This is a genomic window from Hungatella sp. L36, from assembly GCF_014288035.1.
This window is the reverse complement of the sequence record NZ_JACOPC010000001.1, coordinates 1,167,462-1,192,786: the sequence shown is the minus strand read 5'-3', so window position 1 is coordinate 1,192,786 and position 25,325 is coordinate 1,167,462. Positions and strand designations below refer to the sequence as shown.

General features: G+C 44.1%; 22 protein-coding genes. 6 read left to right on the top strand and 16 right to left on the bottom strand.

The window, feature by feature from the left end:
- Positions 1-12: 12 nt before the first annotated feature.
- On the bottom strand, positions 13-963 hold the full coding sequence (locus H8S80_RS05135) for a Rossmann-fold NAD(P)-binding domain-containing protein (protein ID WP_117630431.1): 951 nt from the start codon (positions 961-963) through the stop codon (positions 13-15).
- Positions 964-1,379: 416 nt separating this feature from the next.
- Between H8S80_RS05135 and H8S80_RS05130 the strand changes: the two genes are divergently transcribed.
- Both H8S80_RS05130 and H8S80_RS05125 read left to right on the top strand, forming a co-directional pair.
- Positions 1,380-1,559, top strand: coding sequence for a response regulator (locus H8S80_RS05130; RefSeq protein WP_117630430.1), 180 nt, complete (start codon positions 1,380-1,382; stop codon positions 1,557-1,559).
- A 36-nt stretch (positions 1,560-1,595) separates the two neighbouring features.
- Positions 1,596-2,288 (top strand): DUF6709 family protein, encoded by a 693-nt coding sequence (locus tag H8S80_RS05125; RefSeq protein WP_243007814.1) that lies wholly within the window; start codon positions 1,596-1,598, stop codon positions 2,286-2,288.
- Between the two features lie 21 nt (positions 2,289-2,309).
- On the opposite strand, the gene H8S80_RS05120 is transcribed toward H8S80_RS05125, so the two are convergent.
- Positions 2,310-3,086: a hypothetical protein gene (locus tag H8S80_RS05120; protein WP_025530764.1), complete on the bottom strand. Its 777-nt coding sequence runs from the start codon at positions 3,084-3,086 to the stop codon at positions 2,310-2,312.
- Positions 3,087-3,459: 373 nt separating this feature from the next.
- Entirely contained in the window at positions 3,460-4,011 is a 552-nt protein-coding gene (locus H8S80_RS05115) for a helix-turn-helix domain-containing protein (protein WP_002599911.1), read from the bottom strand.
- A 136-nt stretch (positions 4,012-4,147) separates the two neighbouring features.
- On the opposite strand from H8S80_RS05115, the gene H8S80_RS05110 reads away from it, so the two are divergent.
- Both H8S80_RS05110 and H8S80_RS05105 read left to right on the top strand, forming a co-directional pair.
- On the top strand, positions 4,148-5,515 hold the full coding sequence (locus H8S80_RS05110) for a sodium-dependent transporter (protein ID WP_117630429.1): 1,368 nt from the start codon (positions 4,148-4,150) through the stop codon (positions 5,513-5,515).
- A 24-nt stretch (positions 5,516-5,539) separates the two neighbouring features.
- Entirely contained in the window at positions 5,540-6,127 is a 588-nt protein-coding gene (locus tag H8S80_RS05105) for a LysE family transporter (RefSeq protein ID WP_117630428.1), read from the top strand.
- Positions 6,128-6,244: 117 nt separating this feature from the next.
- Here H8S80_RS05105 and H8S80_RS05100 read toward each other — a convergent pair whose 3' ends face one another.
- The 10 genes from H8S80_RS05100 to H8S80_RS05055 all read right to left on the bottom strand — a co-directional run bounded on the left by H8S80_RS05100 (position 6,245) and on the right by H8S80_RS05055 (position 18,641).
- A complete protein-coding gene (locus tag H8S80_RS05100) occupies positions 6,245-7,573 on the bottom strand; it encodes an ABC transporter substrate-binding protein (protein WP_117630427.1) in 1,329 nt (442 codons plus the stop codon).
- The gene (locus H8S80_RS05095; protein WP_117630426.1) at positions 7,570-9,690 is read right to left on the bottom strand and encodes a hybrid sensor histidine kinase/response regulator; all 2,121 of its coding nucleotides are present in this window, start codon (positions 9,688-9,690) and stop codon (positions 7,570-7,572) included. The genes H8S80_RS05100 and H8S80_RS05095 overlap by 4 nt, the downstream gene beginning before the upstream one ends.
- Positions 9,691-9,777: 87 nt before the next feature.
- The gene (locus H8S80_RS05090) at positions 9,778-11,469 is read right to left on the bottom strand and encodes a methyl-accepting chemotaxis protein (RefSeq protein WP_117630425.1); all 1,692 of its coding nucleotides are present in this window, start codon (positions 11,467-11,469) and stop codon (positions 9,778-9,780) included.
- A 26-nt stretch (positions 11,470-11,495) separates the two neighbouring features.
- Complete coding sequence (locus H8S80_RS05085; protein WP_117630424.1) at positions 11,496-12,920, bottom strand: helix-turn-helix domain-containing protein; 1,425 nt, start codon at positions 12,918-12,920, stop codon at positions 11,496-11,498.
- Positions 12,921-13,321: 401 nt separating this feature from the next.
- Entirely contained in the window at positions 13,322-14,023 is a 702-nt protein-coding gene (locus H8S80_RS05080) for a response regulator (protein WP_117630423.1), read from the bottom strand.
- Between the two features lie 31 nt (positions 14,024-14,054).
- Positions 14,055-14,903: a sensor histidine kinase gene (locus H8S80_RS05075; RefSeq protein WP_117630422.1), complete on the bottom strand. Its 849-nt coding sequence runs from the start codon at positions 14,901-14,903 to the stop codon at positions 14,055-14,057.
- A 123-nt stretch (positions 14,904-15,026) separates the two neighbouring features.
- Entirely contained in the window at positions 15,027-16,421 is a 1,395-nt protein-coding gene (locus H8S80_RS05070) for an MATE family efflux transporter (RefSeq protein WP_181987861.1), read from the bottom strand.
- A gap of 44 nt (positions 16,422-16,465) precedes the next feature.
- Positions 16,466-16,840, bottom strand: a complete 375-nt coding sequence (locus H8S80_RS05065; RefSeq protein ID WP_117630420.1) for a hypothetical protein — start codon at positions 16,838-16,840, stop codon at positions 16,466-16,468.
- A gap of 29 nt (positions 16,841-16,869) precedes the next feature.
- The gene (locus H8S80_RS05060) at positions 16,870-17,973 is read right to left on the bottom strand and encodes a HAMP domain-containing sensor histidine kinase (protein ID WP_117630419.1); all 1,104 of its coding nucleotides are present in this window, start codon (positions 17,971-17,973) and stop codon (positions 16,870-16,872) included.
- Positions 17,970-18,641, bottom strand: coding sequence for a response regulator transcription factor (locus H8S80_RS05055; RefSeq protein WP_117630418.1), 672 nt, complete (start codon positions 18,639-18,641; stop codon positions 17,970-17,972). The genes H8S80_RS05060 and H8S80_RS05055 overlap by 4 nt, the downstream gene beginning before the upstream one ends.
- A 517-nt stretch (positions 18,642-19,158) precedes the next feature.
- Here H8S80_RS05055 and H8S80_RS05050 point away from each other — a divergent pair.
- Positions 19,159-19,308, top strand: a complete 150-nt coding sequence (locus H8S80_RS05050) for a hypothetical protein (protein ID WP_181987860.1) — start codon at positions 19,159-19,161, stop codon at positions 19,306-19,308.
- A 74-nt stretch (positions 19,309-19,382) separates the two neighbouring features.
- Here H8S80_RS05050 and H8S80_RS05045 read toward each other — a convergent pair whose 3' ends face one another.
- Both H8S80_RS05045 and H8S80_RS05040 read right to left on the bottom strand, forming a co-directional pair.
- Positions 19,383-20,357: an aldo/keto reductase gene (locus tag H8S80_RS05045; RefSeq protein ID WP_117630417.1), complete on the bottom strand. Its 975-nt coding sequence runs from the start codon at positions 20,355-20,357 to the stop codon at positions 19,383-19,385.
- A 20-nt stretch (positions 20,358-20,377) separates the two neighbouring features.
- Positions 20,378-21,541: an iron-containing alcohol dehydrogenase gene (locus H8S80_RS05040; protein WP_117630416.1), complete on the bottom strand. Its 1,164-nt coding sequence runs from the start codon at positions 21,539-21,541 to the stop codon at positions 20,378-20,380.
- A 308-nt stretch (positions 21,542-21,849) separates the two neighbouring features.
- Here H8S80_RS05040 and H8S80_RS05035 point away from each other — a divergent pair, with 308 nt between their 5' ends.
- Positions 21,850-23,190, top strand: coding sequence for an IS30 family transposase (locus tag H8S80_RS05035; RefSeq protein WP_117630415.1), 1,341 nt, complete (start codon positions 21,850-21,852; stop codon positions 23,188-23,190).
- A 612-nt stretch (positions 23,191-23,802) separates the two neighbouring features.
- Here H8S80_RS05035 and H8S80_RS05030 read toward each other — a convergent pair.
- Positions 23,803-25,323, bottom strand: coding sequence for an apiosidase-like domain-containing protein (locus H8S80_RS05030; protein WP_117630414.1), 1,521 nt, complete (start codon positions 25,321-25,323; stop codon positions 23,803-23,805).
- Positions 25,324-25,325 lie beyond the last annotated feature (2 nt).

Below are 25,325 nucleotides of genomic sequence, written 5' to 3'. Positions count from 1 at the left end.
ATTCCGCCGCACTTAACGGCAGCTTTCCTTCAGAATCATCTTCCCGCCGTCGATCACTCTTGAGCCCTCCAGCACCCGGTCCTCTCTTTCCCATACAAGCGGTTTTATGAATAATGATACCTTTTCACTAATAAACTCGGAAGCACTCCTGTAAAACAGGCTTGGGGAATGGTCCAGGCAGTAATGCGCAACGCCCTCCTCCCTATAGATGGGATTATCCGTTGTCGTCGGGCGGGAAGTCTCAATGGCGCCATGTTCATCGCAGCTTACATCAATCAAAAGTGCATCTTTTTTTAGTTTTTTTAAGTCTTCCCTGAACAGGATATGATCCCTGCGTTCCGGGTCCCACAACACAGCATTTACGATGATATCAAACTGTTCCATTTCTTTCCTGAACTGTTGTTCCTGTCTGCGTCCGTACACAGTAGTCAATGCAGCATTTGAGACAAGCATCTTATACGCTCCCATGGCTGTATTGCCCCGTCCCAGTATAGCGGCCCTTTTTCCTTCCATCAGGATTCCATAGCTTAAACAGCCATGGAGGACCGATGCCTCGCCTGCAAGAATACTATTTCTGTAAAAAATCTGGGTACTGTTCTCCAGCATCTCTTCCCAGGCATATACCCTTAGCTTCCTGTCCAGCAGAAGTTTCTTCATATCGGGATCCACATGAGGGTGAACCCACCCGAAAATTGTGGTTCCTTCCCTAAGTTCACCCAGATATTCCGCATCACCGGCCTTAAGATCACAGATAATATCACATTTTTGCAGAATTTCCTCTCTGGTAGAAATTGAGGCTCCCATTTTCTCATACTCCTGATCGGGTATTCCCAACTTACTTGCATAGCCCCGCTCAAAGAACATGTATGCGGCTTCCTTTCCCAGCTCATTCATATGGCAGGGAAGAAGTGCAATCCTGTTTTCATTTTCCTTATGGCTGTTTATAAAACCCATTGTCTTCATGATTGGAACCTCCTTACAGTACCTCTTCGTTTTTGTAAAATAGCCGAATTACGCTGCTGCTGAGCAGTGCAATGCGATGCGATGAAGCTTACTATTGTTTTCCCCTTTCTGGCTGCCTACATTCTACATCATGACAGAATAAAGATTCCATGTAGGAGAATCTCCGGGATGTAATCATTCTATAAATATTCGTGTGTTTACTGTACTTTTCATACCACGGCAGTCAATGCCTGAATCAATATCAAAATTATCCGTGCGAATATTCCAGCCCCTTGTTCCACTCCTCTCCTATTCATTACATTTCCACACCCTTTCACGGCATATTCTTTACATACAGCTCTTCCTTATGTTAAAACTATGACAGGACTGTATGATAAATATAAGGAAAGGGCAGTTTTCCATGAAGCAAGTATTACTTGTCGATCCTGGACGTGAATCTTCCAGACAGCACCGGCTGGGAGATCTGTCAGGAAATACAGAAAAAATCCGATTCTGCGATTATCTTTATTACAGCAAACGACCTGGAGCAGGACATATTAAAGGGAAACTATGTGGTATATCACCTGGCGGCTGTGAGCTGGGGAATCGGCAGATAAATATAAAAAAACGAAATGGATTATGGAGGAAATCAAATGTATGAAAACTGGAAAAGAAATAACAAAAAAATGATTATGCTGATGATCTTAACCTTGGCCATTGGAGCCGCTTTGTTTATCATTTTCTGCTTAGATTTATTTAGCTTCGCCCAATTATTGGTGAAAGGAAGCAGCATAACCTCCGAAGACATGAAATTGTATGGGGAAATCTTCAGCGCTATTATTTTAATCCTTTCATCTGCTGCACTGTGCTGCAAGATTAAGGAGGACCCTGAAAAAATATTTGTAAAAAGCCTTAGAAGATATGCCAACACCACACAGCAGCCGGATGCTACGGTGGAGCGGCTCAAAAAAACCTGGGAAAGCGGTGAACAGCTGCGAGACTGGTGCCGTATGGATGAGAAATATATCATCGAATGTATCAATGGCCCCTGTTATGCAAATGTGATACCGATTCAAGAGGTGATTTGGGCACATAAAACAGTAACACAGGTAAATGCCGTCATAAAAACAAATACCTCCTTGATTTTGCACTATGCAAACCATAAAGGAGGTACCATCTCCATAAGCGAAACGGCAGTAGATTATATTTTGCAGCAGTTTATGGAGAAGCACCGCGAAATTGTCGTGGGATACAATCGGGAAGTGGAAAAACTCTACTTAAAAGGGGATATGGCGGGTCTCAAAGAATATGCCCGTCAGCAGCGTACTGGCACACCCGCAGACTGAATTGGTTTGCCAGTAGTAAGGTTAAGGAGTTGTATCTAAACAGAAAAAAATCACCTCATTAATTGCCTGACTCATACCAGAAATAATTTGATTAATTTTTTCTGGAATTGCATTCGAATCATTATGTGCAAGTATGTTTCTAAGATAGGTAATATCATCTTCGCTAAATGTTTTCCCAGGGCGTCGAGTCTGATGAAAGCCAATTGTATGAGTAGGATCGGATGGATTAAATATATGATTAATATAGTCCGTTACGTCCTTCTGCCTGTGCTTGGCCGATACCAAGGACATAAGAAACTCGTATTGTATCAGGTAACGAATTGCTATATTCTCGATCTTCATTATGCTGCTGAATACCAGGAGTCTGTCTCTCTTTTCAGAATCGGAGGGGATGCCAGAGAATATTTTGGAAAATTGCTCAATTGAATATATGGGAATTGCCAAAGTACTGCATTCAATACCAATAGTTGTTCTTGCAGTGAAAATCCCATCTTTATTCACTTCGTTTGGATTATAGATTTGATTTTCCTGAATTGTAAATTTGTCAACCACTGCATTCAGTTTTCCGATGATATTTATTAAAAACAACTCCACCAACTGATAAGCGTTCTCTTTCATCACCTGATCAATGAATGTATCTTCGGAAAACCATACTTTTATTCCCTCTAAACAATATTTTTTCATCAAAACATCGATTGAAACAATAGAACCCTGGTTTTCAACAGGAAATGAATGATTCTCACCGCTAATGGCAATGTTTTTTATGCCTGTAATATAAAACAAAATATATGGATTCAAGATAAACACCTCCTCATAGCTGGTTACCCTCTTCCGTATTATATTAATTCATATTGTACAAAAATACAATGATGTTTATTTATGCTCTGCCATCTGATTATTCTGAACATCATCCATAATATTATTTTCTCCATAAATTATACCCAGGTTCAAAAAGTTTCGAACCTGGGTATGCCTATCCATAAAGAACTCAAACCTTGCACCATGTCTGTCCTCAAAATAAAGGACAGAACGACAAAAAAAACAGATTCTCATGACTATGGAGAATTGTACCTCAAAGCCAGAAGCTTTAATGTAATAATGATTCTTCTTTCCCGATCAGCTCTCCTGTATTTTTCTATTCGGTGCATCTGTCAACGGCACGGTCATCCAGTTACGGATTATACAAAATCATATGCAAAATCACCTGTTCATCTCCAATATTCTTATAGGAATGGACGGTATCGGCCTTAAACCGGATGCTTTCGCCTTTCTCAACTTCAAACTTGTGACCATCGGCACAAATTTCAATTTTCCCCGCAAAGATCGTGATAAATTCGGTTGTTCCCTTTAGATGAGGTTCCGACTCCCAATAGCTCTCCCTGTCCAGCTCCAGATAATACACGGCAAATCTCCGGTTCTCATCGTCTGGAAAAAGAGAGTAGTTTTTCACCTTTCCGCCGTCTTCCAGCAGCGGCTGAATCTCTGAGGTTTTCACAATTTCATAAAGACTCTTGGGACGGACTGTCAGGGCGTCAAAAGGCACCTTCATTCCATTTGAAATTTTCCATAATGTAGATATCGTCGGATTTCCATCTCCGCGCTCAATCTGAGCAAGCATACTCTTGCTGACGCCGCTAAGCTTTGCAAGCTCATCCATACTTAATTTGTTTTCTTCCCGCAGCCGTTTCATATTTTTAGCAACGATTGTATTCATCGAATCCAAAAATATCGCTCCTTTCTATTGACAATATATCGCACAAGATGTACTATTATATCACACTAGTGCAATATATTAATCATTTTGTATCATTATACTATTTTACTATCAGTTTGTAAATAGGAAAGGAATCATTCTAATTATGAAACGAGAACATTTCTCATCGCGTCTGGGATTTATTTTAATCACAGCGGCCTGCTCTATCGGTCTTGGAAATATCTGGCGTTTTCCTTATATTACAGGAAAGTATGGAGGGGCATCCTTTGTTATCATTTATTTGATTTTCCTGGTCATACTGGGCCTGCCGGTTGTCGTAATGGAATTTGCGGTAGGCAGAGCCAGTCAGCGCAGTACCGCGCAGTCCTTCAATATTCTGGAACCCAAGGGCACAAAATGGCACTTATTTAAGTATGCAACCATCATTGGGAACTATCTGCTCATGATGTTTTATACGGTAATCAGCGGCTGGCTGCTCTACTACTTTTTCAAGATGGTGAAGGGGGATTTTCAGGGACTCACCTCAGATGAGATTGGCCATGTATTCTCAAATTTACTAAGCAGCCCCCTATCCATGATTCTCTGTTCCTTTTTTGTAATTGTTCTCTCGTTCGGTATTTGCGCTGTCGGTCTGCAAAAGGGAGTGGAGCGTGTCACAAAAATCATGATGTCGCTTCTTTTTTGCCTTCTGCTCATTCTGGCCGTCAAGTCCGTCATGCTTCCCAATGCGGAAACAGGGCTGCGTTATTACCTGTATCCTGACTTTGGAACCATACAGAAAATTGGAGTACAGGAATGTATCTTTGCAGCTATGGGGCAGGCGTTTTTTACACTCAGCATCGGAATCGGCACACTGTCCGTATTTGGAAGCCGCATCGACAAGAGCCATTCCCTAACCAGCGATGCCCTTTACATGGGGATCCTGGACACCGCGGTCGCACTTCTGGCGGGGTTGATTATCTTTCCGGCCTGCTTCAGCTTTGGGGTAGCGCCGGACAGCGGACCAAATCTCCTGTTCATTACCCTGCCGAATATTTTTAATGTCATGAGCGGCGGTCGTCTCTGGGGCAGCCTCTTTTTCCTCTTCATGGTGTTTGCTGCCATTTCCACCGTTATCGCGGTGATCGAAAATATTGTTACTTACGGGATGGATCTGACCGGATGCAGCCGAAAAAAATCAGTTTCCGTCAACCTTATACTGCTTCTGCTGCTGTCCCTGCCATGCATTTTCGGTTTCAATATCTGGAAAGGCTTTCAGCCGCTGGGGGAGGGAACCAGTATTCTTGATTTGGAGGATTTCATTTTAAGCAATAACCTGCTTCCACTGGGAAGTCTGGTATTCCTTTTGTTCTGCACCCGGCGTTATGGCTGGGGCTGGAATCAATTTTTCAAAGAAGCCTCCATTGGAAAAGGCCTGCCATATCCTGGCTTTGCCAGGAAATACATAAGCTGCGTCCTGCCGGTTATTGTGCTTGTGATTTTCATAAGCGGGTATTTATCACTATTCAAATAGGCTCTAAAAGAAAGAAGGGATGAGATGTTCCATTTATATGATTTTCTAATCTACTGTTTTATAACCGCCTATACACCAGGTGCCAACAATCTGCTTTCCATGAGCAACGCCATACGGCTGGGATTTCGCCGGAGCATTCGGTTTAATCTCGGTATACTGGCCGGATTCAGCGTAGTCATGGCTGTCTGTACTGCATTCAGTGCAACGCTCTATTCGTATCTCCCCAGAGTAAAAACAGGCATGCAGATTCTGGGCGCCGCTTATATGCTGTATCTCGCATGGAAGGTCTGGAAAAGTTCTGCGGATTTACATACAGACGGCGGAAAGGAGGCCAGTTTTATTTCCGGCATGATACTGCAATTTGCCAATCCTAAAATCTATATCTATGCAATCACGGCTATGTCGCTCTATATCCTGCCAGTCTGTCATTCGATCCAGGGATTGACCGGATTTACGATTCTGCTTTCCCTCATCGGCGCCTCCGGATCTTTTGTCTGGGCACTGTTTGGAGCCGCATTCTGTAAGTTCTTCTCGAAACACACAAGGCTGGTAAATACAGTTATGGCAATTTTACTCGTCTACTGTGCAGCTTCCCTTTTTCATAACGGTTGAAAAAGAAGCGAAAGACCTCAGGTTTTTCGCTTCTTCCTTTTTTCAATATTTTCTATTATCAGTGGAATACAGGCATGATTGCGGTATTCTCAAAGAAGTTCTAATCTTCCCAAAATCTTATTCGTGCAGTTTACTGTTCTTCCATCCTGTCTCAATCGCCGCATTACAATCCGCATCAAGCGCCTCGGCTGCCTCCTCGGGCGTTATGGTCCCGGCAAGCAGCTTGTGGATATGCGTGTAGAATACGTCGCGCACACCGCGCCAGTTTGGGTTGTTGGCGGTGAAATCCACCGTGTTGGCTGTGTTCGCAGTATAGGCCTCCTGCATAAAAATGTGCTTGCTCACACGTTCTGCAGTGGCGTTGCTGGCAGGGATTCCAATCTGTGCGTAATTCATGAGTTCCTCATCAGACATGAAATAACGCAGGAAATCCTTGGCGGCCTGGACCTTGTCCGTGTCGCCATTGTCAAAAATCTCGAAGCCGGTGACAAACGATGTATTATATCCTTTCCCATCCGGACTGGGGAAATTGGCCGTTCCTGTCAAGCTCATGTCCATACTGGGCAGCGTGGCGCTGTTTGCCATGTATATGGCAAGCTGGTTATTGGTAAACAGATCGCTGCAGTCAACAATCTCCAGATTCTCACAGCCGGCTGGAAAATAGCCCTTTTTATAGGAATCCGCAATCCACTGCAGAGCGGCAATTCCCTCTTCCGTATTGAGATTAAAACGGCCATTTTCGTCAAAGAAGTGACTACCCTTGCTGCGCAGTAAAGTCATGATATGCGTGTCTCCCTGGTCGTTCTTGGCGTACATCAGCATGGGATAGGTCATATCAGACAGATGAGCAGCCAATGTGGACAGGATGTGCTCCCATTCCTCCGGCGTCCAGCTCTGTATCGCGCCATCCACTCCAATATACTCCGCCAGTCCGCATTGACGGAACAGATCCTTGTTATAAATCAGCGTATTTTGAAGGCTGTAATAGGGCAGCATATACGTCTTACCGTCTGCCTGGCTCATCTTCCAGAGCGCATCATCAACATCTGCCCGCATTTCCTCCGTGATAATGTCGTCCAGCGGCACCACGCGGCCCGTATGAATATATCCTGCCATGTTAAAATAGCCTTCAAGCAGAATGTCCACCGCATCATCCGTATCAAAGCAGCCGGTAATATATTCATCCTCCTCCGTGTAGCCGAACTTTACAACCTCCACTTTGACATCGTAATCTGTGTACTGGGCGGCGAATGCCTCGCCTGCCCTGTTTAATACTTCATAGGAATCAGTAATGCCCGTGTCGGCATTGGCTACCGTTAGTGGCGGAAGCTTTACTTTCAGTGTAATCTGCCTCTTTTCTGCCTCCTGTGTTTTGCACCCGGTAAGTATCCCCATAAGCATAACAAAGAGTATTCCCCCCGCGGCAATCCGTCTCCAATGTTTCATCTCTTCTCCCCTCTTTTTCCTAATCCAAGCTTCTGCATCAGCTTGTTTACGTCGATTGGTTTTGCAATGAAGCCGTCCATTCCAATTTCCCTCGCCTTGACCTGATCTTCTCTAAATGTATTGGCTGTACAGGCATAAATAATAACTGTCTTTGCGTCTGGACGATTTAGCCTGCGGATGAGCTTTGTCGCCTCATAGCCGTTTCGCACAGGCATTTGCACATCCATCAGGATAATATCAAACTCATATGGCTGAGATTTTTCAAACAGTTCAACTGCCTCGCCCCCATCCGAAGCCCGGACTGCGGTAAATCCAAACGTATCCAGGATTTCCATAAGGATTTCCGCATTTAAATCATTATCCTCAGCTACCAGAATATGTGGTTTTTTCTCTCTTTCCTGGTCTTGATGTGCGTGATCCGCCACAGCAGCACCAGCAAAATCTTCAGGGGCAGTCTCTGACATCAAAGTAAAGGTAAAGCAGCTTCCTTCGCCAGGCCGGCTTGTCACGGCCAGTGTTCCTCCCATTTGCTTCGCCAGCAGCGAACTGATGGACATGCCAAGACCAGTCCCCTGTCTGCCCTGGGAAATACCACTGCGTTCCTGGCTAAACGGATCAAATATCTTTTGCCGGAACTCTTCGCTCATGCCGCAGCCGGTGTCTTCTACCTGATAGGTCGTCAATATTCCTCCGGCTTCCGCTGACTGGAATACCCGCATAGTGACACGGCCGCCCTCCGGTGTAAATTTAACCGCATTTCCCAGAATATTGACGAGGATCTGTTCAATCCTTATATCGTCTCCAACAAGGCCGGAACAGATAATGTCGGTTTCTACCCGGAAGTCAATCCCCTTATCTTCCATAGGACTGCGCATCAGGGATTCCGTCGTAGAAACCAGCTCATTAACAGAAAACGGCTTTGGCACCAATACCATTTTGTCAGATTGAAGTTTTGACATATCCAGAATGTCGTTGACAAGTGAGAGCAGGTATTTCGCAGTTGAATCAATTTTTCTAAGATATCCTGTCATCCGTTCAGTATCCCCAATGTTCTGCTGCATCAGATGGATCAGACCGATGATTCCGTTGAGCGGCGTGCGGATCTCGTGGCTCATATTTGAAAGAAACTCCCCACGGGATTTTGCTTCCGCTCTTGCCGTCGCGGAAATCAGGGAAATACGGACAATAACAAACATCATTAAGCACAGTACCATCACAACGACCACAAGCATCACAACTGTCATGAGTATAAACTGCTGAGTCTGTTCACGGAACACTTCCCGAGGAACCGTCAGTACGATACTCCATGTCGTACCGGGCATTGGGATAAAGGATACCACCTGCGCTCCCTGATCAATATAATCGAAGTGCAGCAGGAACTCCTCTCCCTGCCCTATTCGGGTGATAATATCTGAAACTTCCTTTTTCGATAGACCAGCACGATTCTGCAGCTGTTCAAAATAGTTGTCTATTTTCCCTATTCCTGCGCTGCGGTCCCGGTTGACAACGTAATTTCCGTCTATGTCAATGATTCCGGTATATCCCCGCCCATCAAAGCTGTCTATTTTTAGGCGATCCTCCATCAGGCTGATCTTTGAAAAGCCGATGATCCCGATAAACTGTGTCCCATCCACCTCAAAGGGTTCTCCCCGAACTCCATAGACGAGACTTTCTGTGAGCGTTTCCAAAATGTCCAAATTGTCATAGCGCATGACAATTTTATCTTGATCGAAAAGCAGAGGCGACACGAACTCTTTTTCCTTTTCATTTTTTATCACATTCGAGCTGGAGTAGGTGTTTCCATCAGAATCTACCAAATAAATTGTATTAAATATATTTGAAATCTGCTCTAAATTTAAACGTCTGCAAACATCCTGTATACTCGCGCATTGGCTAGTCATCGTTCTGGTGTAAACTGCAGACAGGGAGTCCCAAGAGTTTTCCAATTCGCTTTGAATATTCTGCATATCGTGCCTGGATAATTCCTGCATCGAAGCGACAACCGAAGCATCCGTTGTTTTGGTAAGTTGTTTCATGTAGACACAGACCGCAAGCGATAAAACGACCAATGTCGCTATAATAAAAGCTATCGCCCGGTACTTGTTACCTCTTTTCATAACCTCCTCCATTCCCCTGAAATGCTCCGTCAGTCCAGATACACTTCATCGTATTTCTTCAGCCCGCCATATGGGGAAAGAAACGGTTTATCCATACAGTTCAAACTGGCTTACCAACTCTTCCAGTACCTGCGCCTGTGAGGAAAGTTCTTCACTGGCAGCAGCCAATTCAACTGAAGTTGCGGTGTTGCTCTGCACTACATCCGATATCTGTCCCACTTCTGTTGTAATATGTGAAATAGCTTCCCTTTGATAATTTGCTGCGGCTGCTATCTTGTCCACTGTCATTACCACCTGCTTTGTACTTTCCACGACCTGCATCAGTGAACCAGCTGCTTCGCAGGCTGTTTTTTCTCCTTCTTCAACCGCAGCTGCTGATTCCTTAATTAATACCGTTGTATTTTTAGATGCTTTCGATGTCCGGTCCGCCAGATCGCGAATTTCTCTTGCAACAACTGCAAATCCCGCCCCAGCCTCACCTGCCCTTGCAGCTTCCACCGAAGCATTTAAAGCCAGAATATTTGTTTGAAATGCAATGTCCTCAATTGTCTTTATAATATGATGAATCTGACTGGACTTTTCGCTGATTACATTCATGGCTTCAATCATTTCCTGCATCTTTTTACTGCTCATGGAAACCTGTACACCTGCCTGTTCCGTCTGGACACGCGCACCGCTTGCATTTTCCGCTGTTTCGCTTACACGATCAGATACATTATGTACGACTGCTGCAAGTTCTTCCACCGAACCGGCCTGCTCTGCCGCCCCCTGGGCAAGTGCCTGAGCTCCCGCAGATACCTGTTTGCTTCCATCTGCTACCTGTTTTGCCGAATGGCCCATCTGCAAAAGGATACGGTTAAGGTTATCGCGAAGCCCCCTCATGGAAACTAAGATACGGTTATACTGCCCTCTGTAGTATTCTTTCACTTTTGATTGGACATTAAAATCCCCTTCCGCCATGGAGCCAAGTATACCACTGATATCCTCAATGATCGTCTTCTGATAGCTGATCAGATCGCGTATGCTGTCCGACATCTTCCCCAGTTCGTCTTCTGAAGTATAGGCAACAAATGCTCCATCCAACTCTCCCACGGCCAGCTTTTGGGCAGCAAGCTCGATTTCATTTACAGGCCTGCGTATACCATTGGAAATATAAAGTCCAAACAATAATGCTGACACGATACTTAAAACCATGATTATAATCACTATGACAATTGCAGCGGTCTGCGCGTGCTCCCCCTCCGCCACCATAAGCTTTGCATTCTGGCCAGCTGCATCTGCTATCATCTGAAGAGTATCCGACATCTGGTTCAGAAGCGGAATATAATTTAATTTCATGACCTGATAGGCTTCCGCACGTTTCTCTGAATCAATCAGTTCAAATACCCGGTCACGATATACGACAGCCTGCTCTAACAGCGAATCAACCTGATCCACGAGTGCAATATCTCCCTTGAATGACTTTCGGATTACAGGGAAGGCCGCACGCATATTTCCAAGATGGCTGTTTGCTTTTGCTACATTTTCGTTCGTATCGTCCATGTCCAAATCTAATATGGCATTCAGAATATCTGACCGCGCAGCCTGCATCTCCCGCTTCGCGATCCACACGTTAACCGTAGCGGTATAATTATTGTTGTAGAAGGAAGACAGGTTATTACCGATTTTATTCAGCATAAACAGCGCCGCGATACTTGCCGCCAGGCATATAACGATAATCACTGCATACGATAATAACAGCCTGGCCCTTAATTTCATATTCCGTATATGTTCCAGCATAATTCCCTCCTGGTGATCATTTTGTTTCACTCCAAAGTATCCCGCGCTGCAGCCACGGCGTCCCGTGAGGCATTCCACAAAGGGAACTTTTTATAGAAGTAATTCAGCCTCTCCTCTATAAACGACTGCCACAGGTCTGCAAATAATCCTGAATTGTCAGCTTGCAAAGCATTTTCTAACTGGCAGATGAAATCATGCAAATGAACTTCTGGCTGTCCGGTTCCCATCAGGACAGCAGAAAAAATGTACCCCCATGCCACAAGTTCCCTCAATTTTTCATAGATTTCCCGTATCGATGCTGAGGGGCATTCACTGGAGATGAAATTCATAAGAACATCAATGCAAAGTATGCTGTTATTTTTATCACGCAGCATACTTATGGTTTGCAGCAGTTTCTCCTTCCTCTCTCCCTTAGCCGATTCCAATGTATAGTGAGTCACGCTGCGAACCGTCAAAGCCAGTATTTGCATAGCCTCGCCATGAAGGCGCAGGTTTTCCCGGATTTCAGACCTGCCCATAATATCCATATCAACGGATTCCAGACAGACCTTTGTTCCAACTCCCATATAAGTCTTAGTTATCCCAAGTGAATTCAGTACCTCCAGAGTTCGGCGTACTGTAATCAAAGAAACGTCATACCGCTCCGCCATCCTGGGCAGTGAGGGCAGATAGCTGCCAACCGGGTAAACCTCCCATAGAATCTCACGGATTATGGTGGAGGCCAGCGTATAACGCATCTGCGGCCGCTGCCGGTAAATTGCCCATGTAAACGGAATCTGAGCCTCATGCTCCAGATGATACGTTTCACGATTCGTCTCAATAAAATCCAGAATACCCAAATAGATGTTTAAATAATAGGCATCTGTTTCCTGTTTCAGGCGTTTTGCCTTCTCCACGGATAACAAATCTTCCACTGCATAATTCGCCTTCCTGTCATTTCTCGGGGGATAGAAATAGCTGATATAACGCATGCTTTGCCAAAAAAGGCCAAGCATTAATTCATTATGAAATGTATTCAGAACGTCAATATACAGCCCGATTGGCTCTGATGCGGCTTTCCCCACCGGATCCGCCTCCCCGGTTGGATTTTGCATACCCAGTTTTATATTCTGAATACCCTTTTCCCATATTGATGAAAACATGAGATTACCACTAAATTGAACGTCCAGTATTCCCTCCCTGCGCAGAGCAAAATACCTTACAACATTTTCTCTGAACAGTTCCTCCGATCCCTGATAAGCAACCCTGGCCACTTTCCGTTTTTCTGTTTTTATATAGCCATCCTTTTCCAGCCTGTTAAACGCAATTTGTACGGTATTCCTGGCCAGCCGGAATGAAGCACAAATTTGGGGGACTGACTTCAATTGTTCACCGTACCTGTATATACCAAAGAGGATACGCGATTTGTAGTATTCGTAAATCAGTTCATTCAGCTCATTGTTTTTTTCCATCCCTGTCCTCCAGTATAAAATAACTTCTTAAAAGGCCGAAATTTGCTCCAAAGCTTTACCCTGCTCATGTTGGGTATAGTTTTATTGTATCACTCTTTGCGTATGCATGCAATGTAAATACGAATATCATTTGATTATCTATGCGAATCTGGTATATTTTCCTTGTTCATGGCAGCAAAAGAGCTGCCTGTCTTATAGGTTCCTATAAAACAGACAGCTTTATGCTCATTGCTGTAGAATATATTAGGAGGCTCTCCTGTTCATCGTCCCACGCCTGAAGCTCCAACTGTTCTTCAGCCTTTTCCACCGCTCCAAAAGGGGCTCTGCGGCCCCTTTTAATTTTTTTCAAACAGACCAGTCATGTCTTCCGCCCAGCTGTAATCACAGAGATAATCGTGGTGTTAACTGTTGACAGCGCGGGGATCACCATCCAGAAATTGATAGCTGTCACAGTCAAACCGGGTAATATCAACGGCAAGGCTGTTGCGGCTGTGCACTATGATATCCTCAATCCCTGCTCTGCTTAAGGTCGTGCGTAAATCCAGGAGTACCACCTGATAGTAATTTTTCTGCTTCCTGTTATATGGGTTATCTTCCCACAGCAAGGCGCATGCCTGCGGAGTCGTAACCGCATTGCCATGCCGCTTTACCAGATAAGCCAAAAGTTCTTTTGATTTTGCCCGGGAAAAGACAAGAGGGATTCCGTCTACAAAAACCTGAAATCCGCCAAAGGTCTGTACCTGAATTCTCTTTTGTACAGCTCTGCTGCCGTAGAGGAAAGTCAACTCCCGCAATATATCGGCTGTGAGAGCGGGTTTCATCAGATATCCCGTGGCATGAAGCTGTATGGCCTCATATGCGTACTGCTGGAAACTGGTCACAAAAATAATATGGATATCTGGTTGTATATCTTTAAGATCCTTTGCCAAAACAAGACCTGTCGAATGCCCCAGTTCGATATCCAAAAAAGCCGCATCAACAGCCGCATACCGCACATATTCCAATGTTTCACTCACTTTGGGAAAAGCCGCCACTTCACATCCGGGCACTGCCTCCCGAAGCGCATCAACTATATCCTTAAGCGCCATAGGCTCATCATCCACCGCTTAAAAGCGCATGATACTTCTCCTCCCTTTAAATGGTAAAAGTCACCGTAGTTCCTGTTCCAGGAATACTTTCTATCTTTAATGTCCCTCCGCACATCGTCTGCAGCCTGTTTTGTACATTGGCAATCCCCATATGTGACCTGTCACCAGACAAGGGAGCTTCGGTGTCGAAACCGATTCCATCATCATGTATCGTCACAATATAGGAAAACTCTGTTTTACTAGTACAGATGGCCACTGTACCGCCCTCTTCACGCATCATAATTCCATGCCGCACCGCATTTTCCACAATGGGCTGCAGCGTCAGCGGGGGAATTACAAAATTTTCCGTCCGAATGTCATAGACAACATTCAACCGTTCCTGAAACCGCTGCTTTTCCAGATTGAGATAATGCTTCACGTGAGTCAGTTCCTGGGCAAAGGGAATCGGCGATTTATTGGTCAGAGAACTCATATTGGCGCGCAAAAAATGTGAGAAATCCCTTATAGCTTCCTTGGCAGCCATTGGGTCCACTTCACAGAGCTGTCGTATTGTCGTCAAAGTATTATATAGAAAATGAGGCTGGATCTGACTTAGCATGATATCTATTCGGGATGCTGCCAGCTCTGCTTCCTGTCGGCTGATGACCAGTTCCCTCTCCAGCTGTATATTGATAAAAACAAGCAAAAGCACCAGTGTAGTGCCCGTATTCATCAGTGCAATACCGTAATTCATCATCTGCACTGCTTCGGAAATCAAAAGTACGGCCACATAGGACTGCAGAAATGATACGTCCTTTTTCTGCATAAAACGTCTGTACCGCAAGATCATCGCTACATTAATGGTATAGATGAAAAATGGAATCAGCTGGGACAGCCAGAACCCGTTTCCCCTCATATAGTAATTGTCCTGGGTAAATGTAAAGTAAGTTCCGGCTTTATTTATAGCGCCAAGTGATTTACTATATCATGCAGTAAACTTAAAGCAATATGACACGGTGTATATTTCCAGGAAATAGAGCTAACACATCGAATGCAAGTATCTCTCTTTTTTTTGTTCCCGTCTGTAGAGTATTACAATAAACAACACCCCTATTACATCCGTGATTGCCTGTGCTCCATAGATTGCCAGCAAACGGTAAACCGGTTTTACCAATATCGGAAGAATCAAAAGAAATGGTATATACAAGCATTTACTGAACGCTGATACAAGCAGGGATTGTTTTTTCATTCCTCTGGCAATAAAGGACTGAATCAGAGTAGACTGAACACCGGAAAACAACATGCCAAAAACATAAATACGAATCAGATTTCTGAAGACGGCGATCACCTCCCCGCTCTCTGTAAACATCCGGGAAAAGCTTCCGGGTACAGCCATCAGAAATAACCAAAGAACCGCAGCATAAGCGGTCGTAATAAAAATAGAACACTTAATGGCCTGCCGGACCCGCTCTTGCTTCCCTGCACCGTAATTATAGCTTATGACCGGCTGCAGGCCCTGGCAAAAGCCATTGACCGGCTGCCTTATAAAGGACGAGGTCGCAGTGACAATCGTTCCAACCGAGATCGCAAGCGTCGCACCATCAATGGCATACCCGGTAAGCGCAGCCGCACCATATTTTCTCAGAGAATGATTTAAAATAATATTGACAAGACTTTCTGCTCCGGTTGTAATAAAATTAGAAATCCCTAATGTCACAATACTGCCAAGCGTCTGCTTATCAGGAATCAGGCTGCATTTTCTCAGGCGAATCATCGAATGTGAGGATATCAGATAGCCGATCACCCAGGCTGCGGATACCGCCTGACCTGCCACGGTAGCCCACGCAGCTCCAGCGACTCCCATATCCAGGATCAGAATAAACACGGCATCTAATACAATATTAATCACCGCACCGATTATAACGGAAATCATACCAACAAGTGTTTTCCCCTGGGTATTGATAAAAATATTCATACCCGTTATCACCATGGAAAAGGGAATCCCAAGGCAGATAATCTTGACATATTGGACCGCATAGGGAAGGTTTGCCCCGGTCGCGCCAAACCAGGGTAAAATCTGTTTTCCAAACAAAAACAGACACAAGCCAAAGGCCAGGCCCGACATAATCAGAGGAAGAAAACAGCAGCCAAGATATTTTTCTGCCTTTTTCCTGTCTCCGGCCCCCAGGGCAATGGCAGCCTGGGGTGCTCCCCCTCCTCCAAACAGCAGGCTGACTGCCATAAATATAATATTAATCGGCAGATAGATCCCGATGCCGCCCAGGGCGACTGCTCCAATTTCCGGTATCCTTCCCACGAAAATCCGGTCAACAATATTGTAGAGCATGCTGACAAACTGTGCGACAACCATGGGGATTGCAGTCTGTACCACCAGTTTTCTGATATTGCCTTGTGATAAATCCATATTCTTCATATCCATACCCTTTTATATTCTTTGATTTATTATACGTTCGCCTTTTACTTCATCAGTTCATCCGTAAGCTCCATAATCTTAGGCGCCAGCTTCTCCCGCTGCTTTTTCGTAATTCTCCGGTACAGAGGAAATGTCAACCCAATTCCTGCCATACCCAGGATTCCGATACCGATGCCAGGTATAAACAAGGTATCTGCCCAGACCATTGTGCAGCACATGCCGATGCCAAGAACAAGTGCGCTGATCGTTCCTATAACCAGCGATACTGCCATCCCCTTCTTTGAAACGCTTTCGTCCAGCTTTCTCAGCTGCTCCATCTTATTTTCTTCCGGCCGAAGATATTTCTGGCGTATTTTTTTAATTTCCTCCTGTTCTCCAGCGGAGTAAGTATACGTAAATTTTTTTTCGTTCTCTTCCATAAAAATCAACCTCCAGTCCTGTATAGTAATCATTTTCCGGGAACCAGATGCTGTCTCGGTTCCTCAGCCAGAACTCTTTTCAGCCGCACGGTGAATGTGCTGCCCTCTCCCAGCCGGCTCTCTATAGATATATCGCCTCCAACAATATCCACCACTCTTTTTACCAGTGCAAGCCCCAGGCCATTTCCCTGTGTAGTATGGGAACTGTCCCCCTGGTAGAACTTTTCAAAAATGCGTTTTCCCACCTCGCTGCTGATTCCGCAGCCTGTATCTGATATTTTTATCACCGCCATTGTCTCATCTGTTTTCAAGCTGACCGTGATTTTTCCGCCCTGCGGTGTAAATTTAATCGCATTCGACAAAAGATTATTCCAGACCAGCTCAAGCAGCTCCCTGTCGGATTTTACCTTTACCCGTTCCTCTAAATCAATCTCCGCCTCCAGATCTTTTCGTTCCAGCACATCATCGAGACGTATGATACACTCCGACAGCTGCGTATCAATATCGAACTCTTTTGACTCCGGAAAAATCTGCTGATTTTCCAGCTTATTAAGCTTTAAAATGTTGGTGATGAGCCCGGTCAGTCTACGGCATGCATCCACAATGGCCTCTGTATACTCTTCCTTTTTATCTTCTGAAAGCTCTGCATTTTGCAGTAATGAGGCGTAATTTTGAATGACTGACAGCGGAGTCTTTATTTCATGGGATACATTGGAGACGAAATCCGTACGAAGCGTTTCCACTCCGGACAGTTCTTCAGCAATACGATTAAAATTTTCAATTAAAACATCCAGTTCATTGGTATTGTCAAAGTCGTGGGCAAGGGGAACCCGGACGGAGAAGTCACCTGCTATCAGCTTCTGAGAAGCTTTTAAGATACGTTTCATCGGATACTCAAGCGTTATTTTACGATAAATCCCATCTAAAACCGTCATAATCAGGCTAATCAGCAGTATGTTCATGGCTGTCAATTTGGCGCTTTCCCGGACACTTCCATAGTCCAGTTCAAGATGGTTCAAAAATAGCAGCAGACAGCAGGTGATGGCAGACGTGATAATCAGGAAATAGAAAATATATGACTTTATGGAAAACAAGCTTCTTTTATAGCTTAACTCGGCAGGCCGTTCTCTCATTGCAGCACCGCCTTATATCCAAGTCCACGGACCGTTTTCAGCGTAATGCCGTCACATGCGGAAAACTTTTTTCGAATTCCCGTAATATATACATCAACCGCCCGCAGCCCAATGTCGCTCTCCAATCCCCAGAACTCATCCATCAGCTGTCCTCTGGAAAATGTCTTATTGGGATAAGACAGCAGTTTGTACAGAATGTTGAACTCCCTTGTCGTAACCGGAAGCTCCGTTCCGTCTACAACTGCTGTCATTGCATCCGCATCCATGGTCAGGTTGCCAATGGTTATCTTTCTTTCCACCTCTATATTGGCCCGGCGGAGCAGGGCGCGCACACGCAGCAGCAGTTCCTCGACCTCAATGGGCTTTACCATATAATCATCAATCCCAAACTGAAACCCTTTTTGCTTGGAGCTTAAGTCGTCCTTAGCAGACATAAACAGGATCGGAATCGTCTTATTTACCTGACGGACAGTCCGGGCAAATTCAAAACCGTCAATCTCCGGCATCATAATATCCGATATAATCAAATCATACAGAGTATTATACATTTCATTGTAAGCATCCTGGGCGTTTAAACATCCCTTAGCCATAAAACCACTGTTATTTAAATAGGAGCATACAAAGCGATTCAGTTCAGAATCATCCTCCACGATTAAGATATGGACCATAGCGGCATCTCCTTCCATCTTGTATAGACATCATTTCTACCTAGAGTATACCATACCTTTTGTTTGAGAATTGTTAAAATTAATCCCCCAAAACTCCTCTGTAAGCGCCTCGATATAGGTATGCTGGTATTTCTTCCCCGCCTGCTTTATAAATGTCCCGTTTTCCGGTTGATAAAGCACATAATTCTTCCCTTCCAGTAAAAACAGATATTCCTGATCCGATTTAAAATATGCCGGTTCTATCCTGGACCCTCACTGTAACCGGGCTGCTGGTTTTCCCTCCATTCTTATTTTCTGAGATTTCTCACTTGATGGCTGAATTGTATCGCATGATTGTTCTTGAAATGATAGAGAATTGTTCGAGAATTATAACACGTAATTTTTAATTAACGCGGCCGTACAAAACGACGGTCCAGGAAAAAAAGATTGTCGATTTATGCGGCCGATTTTACTTTCTAAAAATAAGGAAACGAATTATAGTGTTTACAGGAATAAAGTATTAAGGAGGTTTTTCCATATGAATGAAGCTGAAAAACTACGATTTATGGAAATGGAGTATTTAAAGATTTTAGCTGAAAATGAAAAACTACATAAGATAATTGCGCAGTTAAACCAAACGTTGAATCGTTTGATCAGATATTATATAAGCCGGGACAAGGCAGCGTAGACAGAGAAAGAGGCTATCCTGGGGCTGTAAAAATGTTTTTTTACAGCCCTGATCCTTTCCTGCCTCTCATTAAACTATTCTTCCGGAAGTGCCCCCACAACTTTATGTCTCATATACAATTCTTCCAGATAAGATACATCCTCATCTGTAATGGTAAAGTCAACAGCTTTTACCGCGTCATCAAAATGCGGAACACTGGTAGCTCCTACGATTGGCGCCGTCACACCTTTTTTATATTGCCATGCAAGGGCAATCTGCGTCATAGAAACGCCATATTTCTGAGCAAGCTGATCCACTCTTTCGATAATCAGGAGATCCTGATCCATGGCCTGGTCATATTTTTTGCGCAGTGTCCGGTCCGTCTGGCTGCGTTTTGATCCAGTGGTCCAGCCAGTATGCGCCAGGTGCCCGCCCGCAAGCGGGCTATATGGAATTCTTGCCACATGGTATTGGTCACAGATCGGAATTAACTCTCTTTCATCCTCCCGGTATAAAAGGTTATAGTGATTCTGCATCGTTGAAAAAAGTGTCCACCCATTTTTCTCAGCTGTCACCTGCATATTATGGAACTGGTAGCCATACATGGCAGACGCCCCGATTGCGCGGACTTTTCCCGCCTTTATTAACGCGTCCAGGGCCTCCATAGTCTCTTCAACAGGTGTATCATAATCAAATCGATGAATCTGATAAAGATCCAGATAATCGGTATCAAGCCGCTTTAAGGTTCCATCAATCTCTCTGGTAATCGCTTCTTTTGACAGCTTTCCTTCATTAAAATAAACTTTGGAAGCCAGAACTACATGCTCTCTTTTTACACCCAGTTCCTTCAGCGCACAGCCAATATATTCCTCGCTGGTACCATGGGAATAAGTATTGGCCGTATCAATAAAATTGACGCCAAGCTCCAGGGCATGGCCAATCATCGCTGTTGTATGCTCCTGATCTAATGTCCATAGATGAAAATCTTCGCTTGCTCTGCCAAAGGACATTCCACCCACACAGATTCTTGAAACCTGTATTCCTGTATTTCCTAATTCTGCATATTTCATTTTTAATATATACCTCCTGATTACAGTGACTCCCTGATGATTTTTTCAATATCTTCTTCCGTCAGCGGAACGTAGGCCTGATCCAGCCCCTCATTAACCGCTATATGATGCGCCATTTCGGATACTCTGCTTTCATCAATACCGACTTCCCTTAAGTGCATCGGAATACCGATGGACTCGAAGAAACTGTAAGTCTCTTCAATCGCCTTTTCTGCAATCTCCCATTTGTCCAGAGACGCATCAATGCCAAATACATTGATTCCATATTTCACAAATCTGTCTAACGTTCTGTCACTAAGAATATGCTTCATCCATCTCGGAGTAATAATTGCAAGCCCTTCTCCATGGGTAATATCATAGAATGCGCTTAACGCATGTTCGATCGCATGGCATGGCCAGCCTGACGCACTGTTCCCCAATGCAAGAATCCCATTGCAGCCATAGGTGCAGTCCAGCATCAGCTCGGCTCTTGCTCTGTAATCTTCCGGATTTTCCAACGCAATCCTTGTGTTATACATAAGGCTCTTCAGCTCAGCTTCACAGAAGCCGTCATTTAATAATGTTGTGTCTTCTGTAAAATACTGCTCCATGACATGGTTCATGGCATCGGCACAGCCAGCCGCAGTCTGCTTTTTTGATACGGTAAAGGTGTAGCATGGATCCAGAATGGAGCATACAGGGAATAGATGTGGATCCATGTACCCTATTTTGTCATTAGTCTCTGTTCTGGAGATTACGCCGCCGCAGTCGTACTCACTACCGGTGGCGGCCAGTGTCAGAATATCCACGATAGGCAACGCTTCCTTTGCAAATGCCTGATAAGAAATCAGGTCCCATGTTTCTCCCTCATATTTTGCACCGGCTGCGATCGCTTTGGAGCAGTCAAGCACACTGCCGCCGCCCACTGCAAGGATGACGTCAATGTCATTTTCCTTACAAAGCCTTACTCCGTCCAATACACTGGTAGAATATTTGGGATTGGGTTCAATACCGGAAAGCTCGAATACCTCAAACTCTTTTAACAGCTCCTTTACCCTGTCGTATAACCCAATCTTTTTAATACTTCCGCCGCCATAGGTAAGCAGAATCTTCCTTCCAAGCGGCTTCATCACCTCCGGAAGTTTTTCTACAACACCTTCTCCAAATATAAGCCTCGTTGGTGTCTGATAATCAAAATTCCTCATTATTCTTCCTCCATTCTTTTCTTCGCAGCTGCCCGGAGCAGCTATACTATGTTTCCGGTCACAGCAGCCTCAAGATATCTGAAAATCTTGTATTTCAGATATTCTGTCAGCTCCGCTCTTTCTGTTACAGAATCATTATAAGACCTGGAGTGAACTCCAAGTCAAGAAGTTTTTTCAAGAGACCTTGTAAAATGTAATATTAAATTCTTGTTTCACCAACTAACTTCGTGATTAGCGATTTTAGTGTTACACTTATCATGCTATGATTATCTTGGTAAGTGGATTCCTCCAGTCAAGGAGGATTATTTATGCCTAAGAAAAAAGAATATGATCACAAACACCTTTCAACCAGCCAGCGCATCCACATCGAAAAAGGATTAAATGACGGCTTGCCCTTTGCTGCTAACGCAAGAAAACTAGATAAGCATCCCAGCACCATTGCAAAGGAAGTAAAGAAATACCGTACGCTTCAGCCTCGCGAGAAAGATCCGATGAAGCCGGCTAGATGTGCTCTCTTCAAAGAATGCACCCTGCGTTTCCTTTGCGATAAAAAAGACTGTGTAAAGATGTGTAAGAGCTGCTATGATGTAAAGCTGCTGGTTTCAAAATGCAGCTATCTGTGTTCTGAATACCGGGAGCCTCAATGTGCCTCTATATCTAAAGCACCTTTTGTGTGCAATCACTGCGCAAGGCAGCGGACCTGCAATAAGGAAAAAGCCTACTACATTGCCCAGAATGCAGATCAATCCTCTCAGGAGCTGCTTGTATCATGCAGGCAGGGGATTAACCAGGCTCCTGCCGATATCGCAATGCTTGATACGCTTATCTCACCATTGCTTGCCCAGGGACAGTCACTGGCGCACATTTATGCCTTTCACGGACACGAGATTCCTTGTTCCAGAAAGACGCTCTACAATTATATCGATCAGGGTGTTTTTACTGCTAAAAACATCGATTTACACCGCAAGGTACGTTACAAATGCAAGCCAAGAAAAACTGGTACAAGGGTCAGCCTGGCTGCAAAAGAATTCCGTATAGGACGAACCTACGAGGATTTTCAAAAATTCATTCAGGAAAATCCAGATATTCCAGTTGTCGAACTTGATACCGTAGAAGGCGGCCGGGATAACAGCACTCAGGCTTTCCTTACCATCTTTTTCCGGAACTGTTCCCTTATGCTTATTTTTGTGCTGCAAGAGAAATCACAGGACCAGGTCATAAAAGTTTTCGACTATTTGACAGAAAAACTCGGTATTAAGGTATTTCAGGAACTGTTCCCTGTAATCTTGACTGATAATGGTGTGGAATTTCAATTTCCAGAACGATTGGAGTGTGATAAAAATGGTGAAATTCGCACCAAAATCTTTTACTGCAATCCGAACTCTTCCTGGCAAAAAGGACGTATCGAGAAAAATCATGAATACATCCGGTATGTGATTCCCAAAGGTCAGAGTCTGGATCACTATAAGCAGAGAGATGCCTGCGTACTTATGAATCATATCAACAGTGAAGCCAGAGACAGCCTGAATGGCTGCTCTCCATTCAGGCTGTCTAAGATGCTTTTAAATAACAGGTTACACCGACTTTTATGTCTCCAGGAAATACCTGGCGACCAAGTCCACTTAAAACCATCGTTACTTAAAAAATAGAATTAGAATCAAGACGGAATCCACTGCCGAATTTAATCCTACAAAAATTTGGCATGTGGAATTTAGTCTTGCACACTTACCCAGATGCCTGTCTGCCATGCTTGCACACATGAAAACAGGCTCCTGTAAGATCATTGTAACTCTATTTTTGTCACTCGTAAACCGAAATGAAGTGAATTAAGTACTGCAAAATCAATGTTTTGTAGAAATCACGAATTCATTTTGAAATTTTACCATGGCTGTCACTCCCTGTTGCAGAATTATTAGGTATGCTTGTTACAGTTCATTATTTCAGAAAGTATAGAAACAAGTATAACTATGCTTAACAGTTAAGCAAATTATCAAATTAAATAGTATAACTACTATCTGCCGGACGACGGCAAAGAAAAAGCCGTCGTTGCGCAGATCATGGACCGATTAAGCTCCATCATAATGTATTTTTGACAGGCTTTAACAGTTATGCCCATTTTTATAAGATGCATAAGAAGCATTATAGAAAACTGCCAAAAGAAGGTAAAACGGTTTAAAGACCCGAAATATTGATTACTTCTTATACTCTCGGTTGTACCACTCCGCAGACAGCTGCATTTTTAAATCACCGCCCGCCTTGCGTCAGGATGACACATAATTCTCCTTCATTACCAGCAGCGCAATTCCTTCCTTTGCAGGCAGTCCAATCTTCACCTTTCCATTGATCCCTTCCACAGACAGTCTTCTTGTCATTTCCCAAATATCTATGATCTCCACTTTGTAACTTCCGTTTTCTGGGAGATGAAGTTCTTTTTTTCCTGGACAGTAACGTCCAAAATACTCTAATTCATACGTTTTCCCTTCCAGCTTCATGGGACTGTTGGCTATAGTATAATTATCCTGTGCTTCCGGCGACGCTTTTTTTAACAGCCTGTGGAAAGGAGACTCCGTCGCGTCTTCCGTTTTTTCATCCTGATTTGGATTTACAAGTACAGTTTCGCTGGCTTTCCACTGTCCCGGAAGACTGTACAGGAGTTCCTTTAAAAAGGCGATTCGCTTAACGCTCTCTCCATATAACTGGCCGCCTTTTGCCCACCACAACACCTCGTCACTCCTGTCATAAGTCTCTCCATGTGTACAAAATCCGCCTCTGCATACTGTCCACCAGAATCGGTGCACCATTTCAAAGGCTGATAAATTCCCCCAATTGTACGGAAGATCACCTTCATAACCACATTCATCAATAATGATCGGTATTCCGTATTCCCGCTTCCAGAAAATAATCCGGTGAAGTTCTCCTGACTGAATAGAACAGTGTGTCATCCAGGTTCTCTTAGGATAAGGCGCAATGATATCATGTATGGAAATAAGATGGACGTAAATATCCTTCTCCATCAGTATCTTCCCATATTCATCCCAGTCATCCAGAGACTTTTCGTACAAAACTTCATACTCGTTTGCAAGACTCCACCAGAGGTTTCTATATGCAGACAGACGAGCAATACAGTACTCCAGATAAACGCGCGATTCCATCTGTGTGAGTTTTGAAAATCCCCATCTGTCATACGGATGGAACAAAATTAAATCCGCTTCTATTCCCAGTTCCATCAACTGTTTAATTCTTTTATCCAGCTTTTCCCAGAATACCGGATCCGGATCATTTACCTCCCAGGAACCGTCTTCTTTCTTTAAAAATGGATAACAATCTGGTTCATTGTTATTATAAGGCATTGATTTTGGAAAGACACACATGCGTATTTTATTAAAAGGTGATTCTGCCAGTGTATCAAGAGTTTCCTCCTGAAGTTCTTCCGTTTGATGAATCCAGGCATAACACGTAGTTCCAACCGGTATATAGGTACTTCCATCCTGATATTGAAAGTGGTCACCCTCTGCATGGACGACACCATGATTCTCTCCTCGCGCTGCCGTACATTCAAATTTTCCGGAACGTTCCTCGGTTCCAATCATAATCTGGTAACTCCATATTCCTTCCATCTGCGGCATAAAACGAACCATATATTCTCCAGAATGGTTTTTAAATAACCTTACCCGCTTTTCTGCCGTCCCTCTCTTAAATACTGCCTCTCCAGCAATTAAGTCCGTGACATCTTCACAATTCAATACAGCCTCAAATACTCCATATTTCTCTATCTTCTTCATAA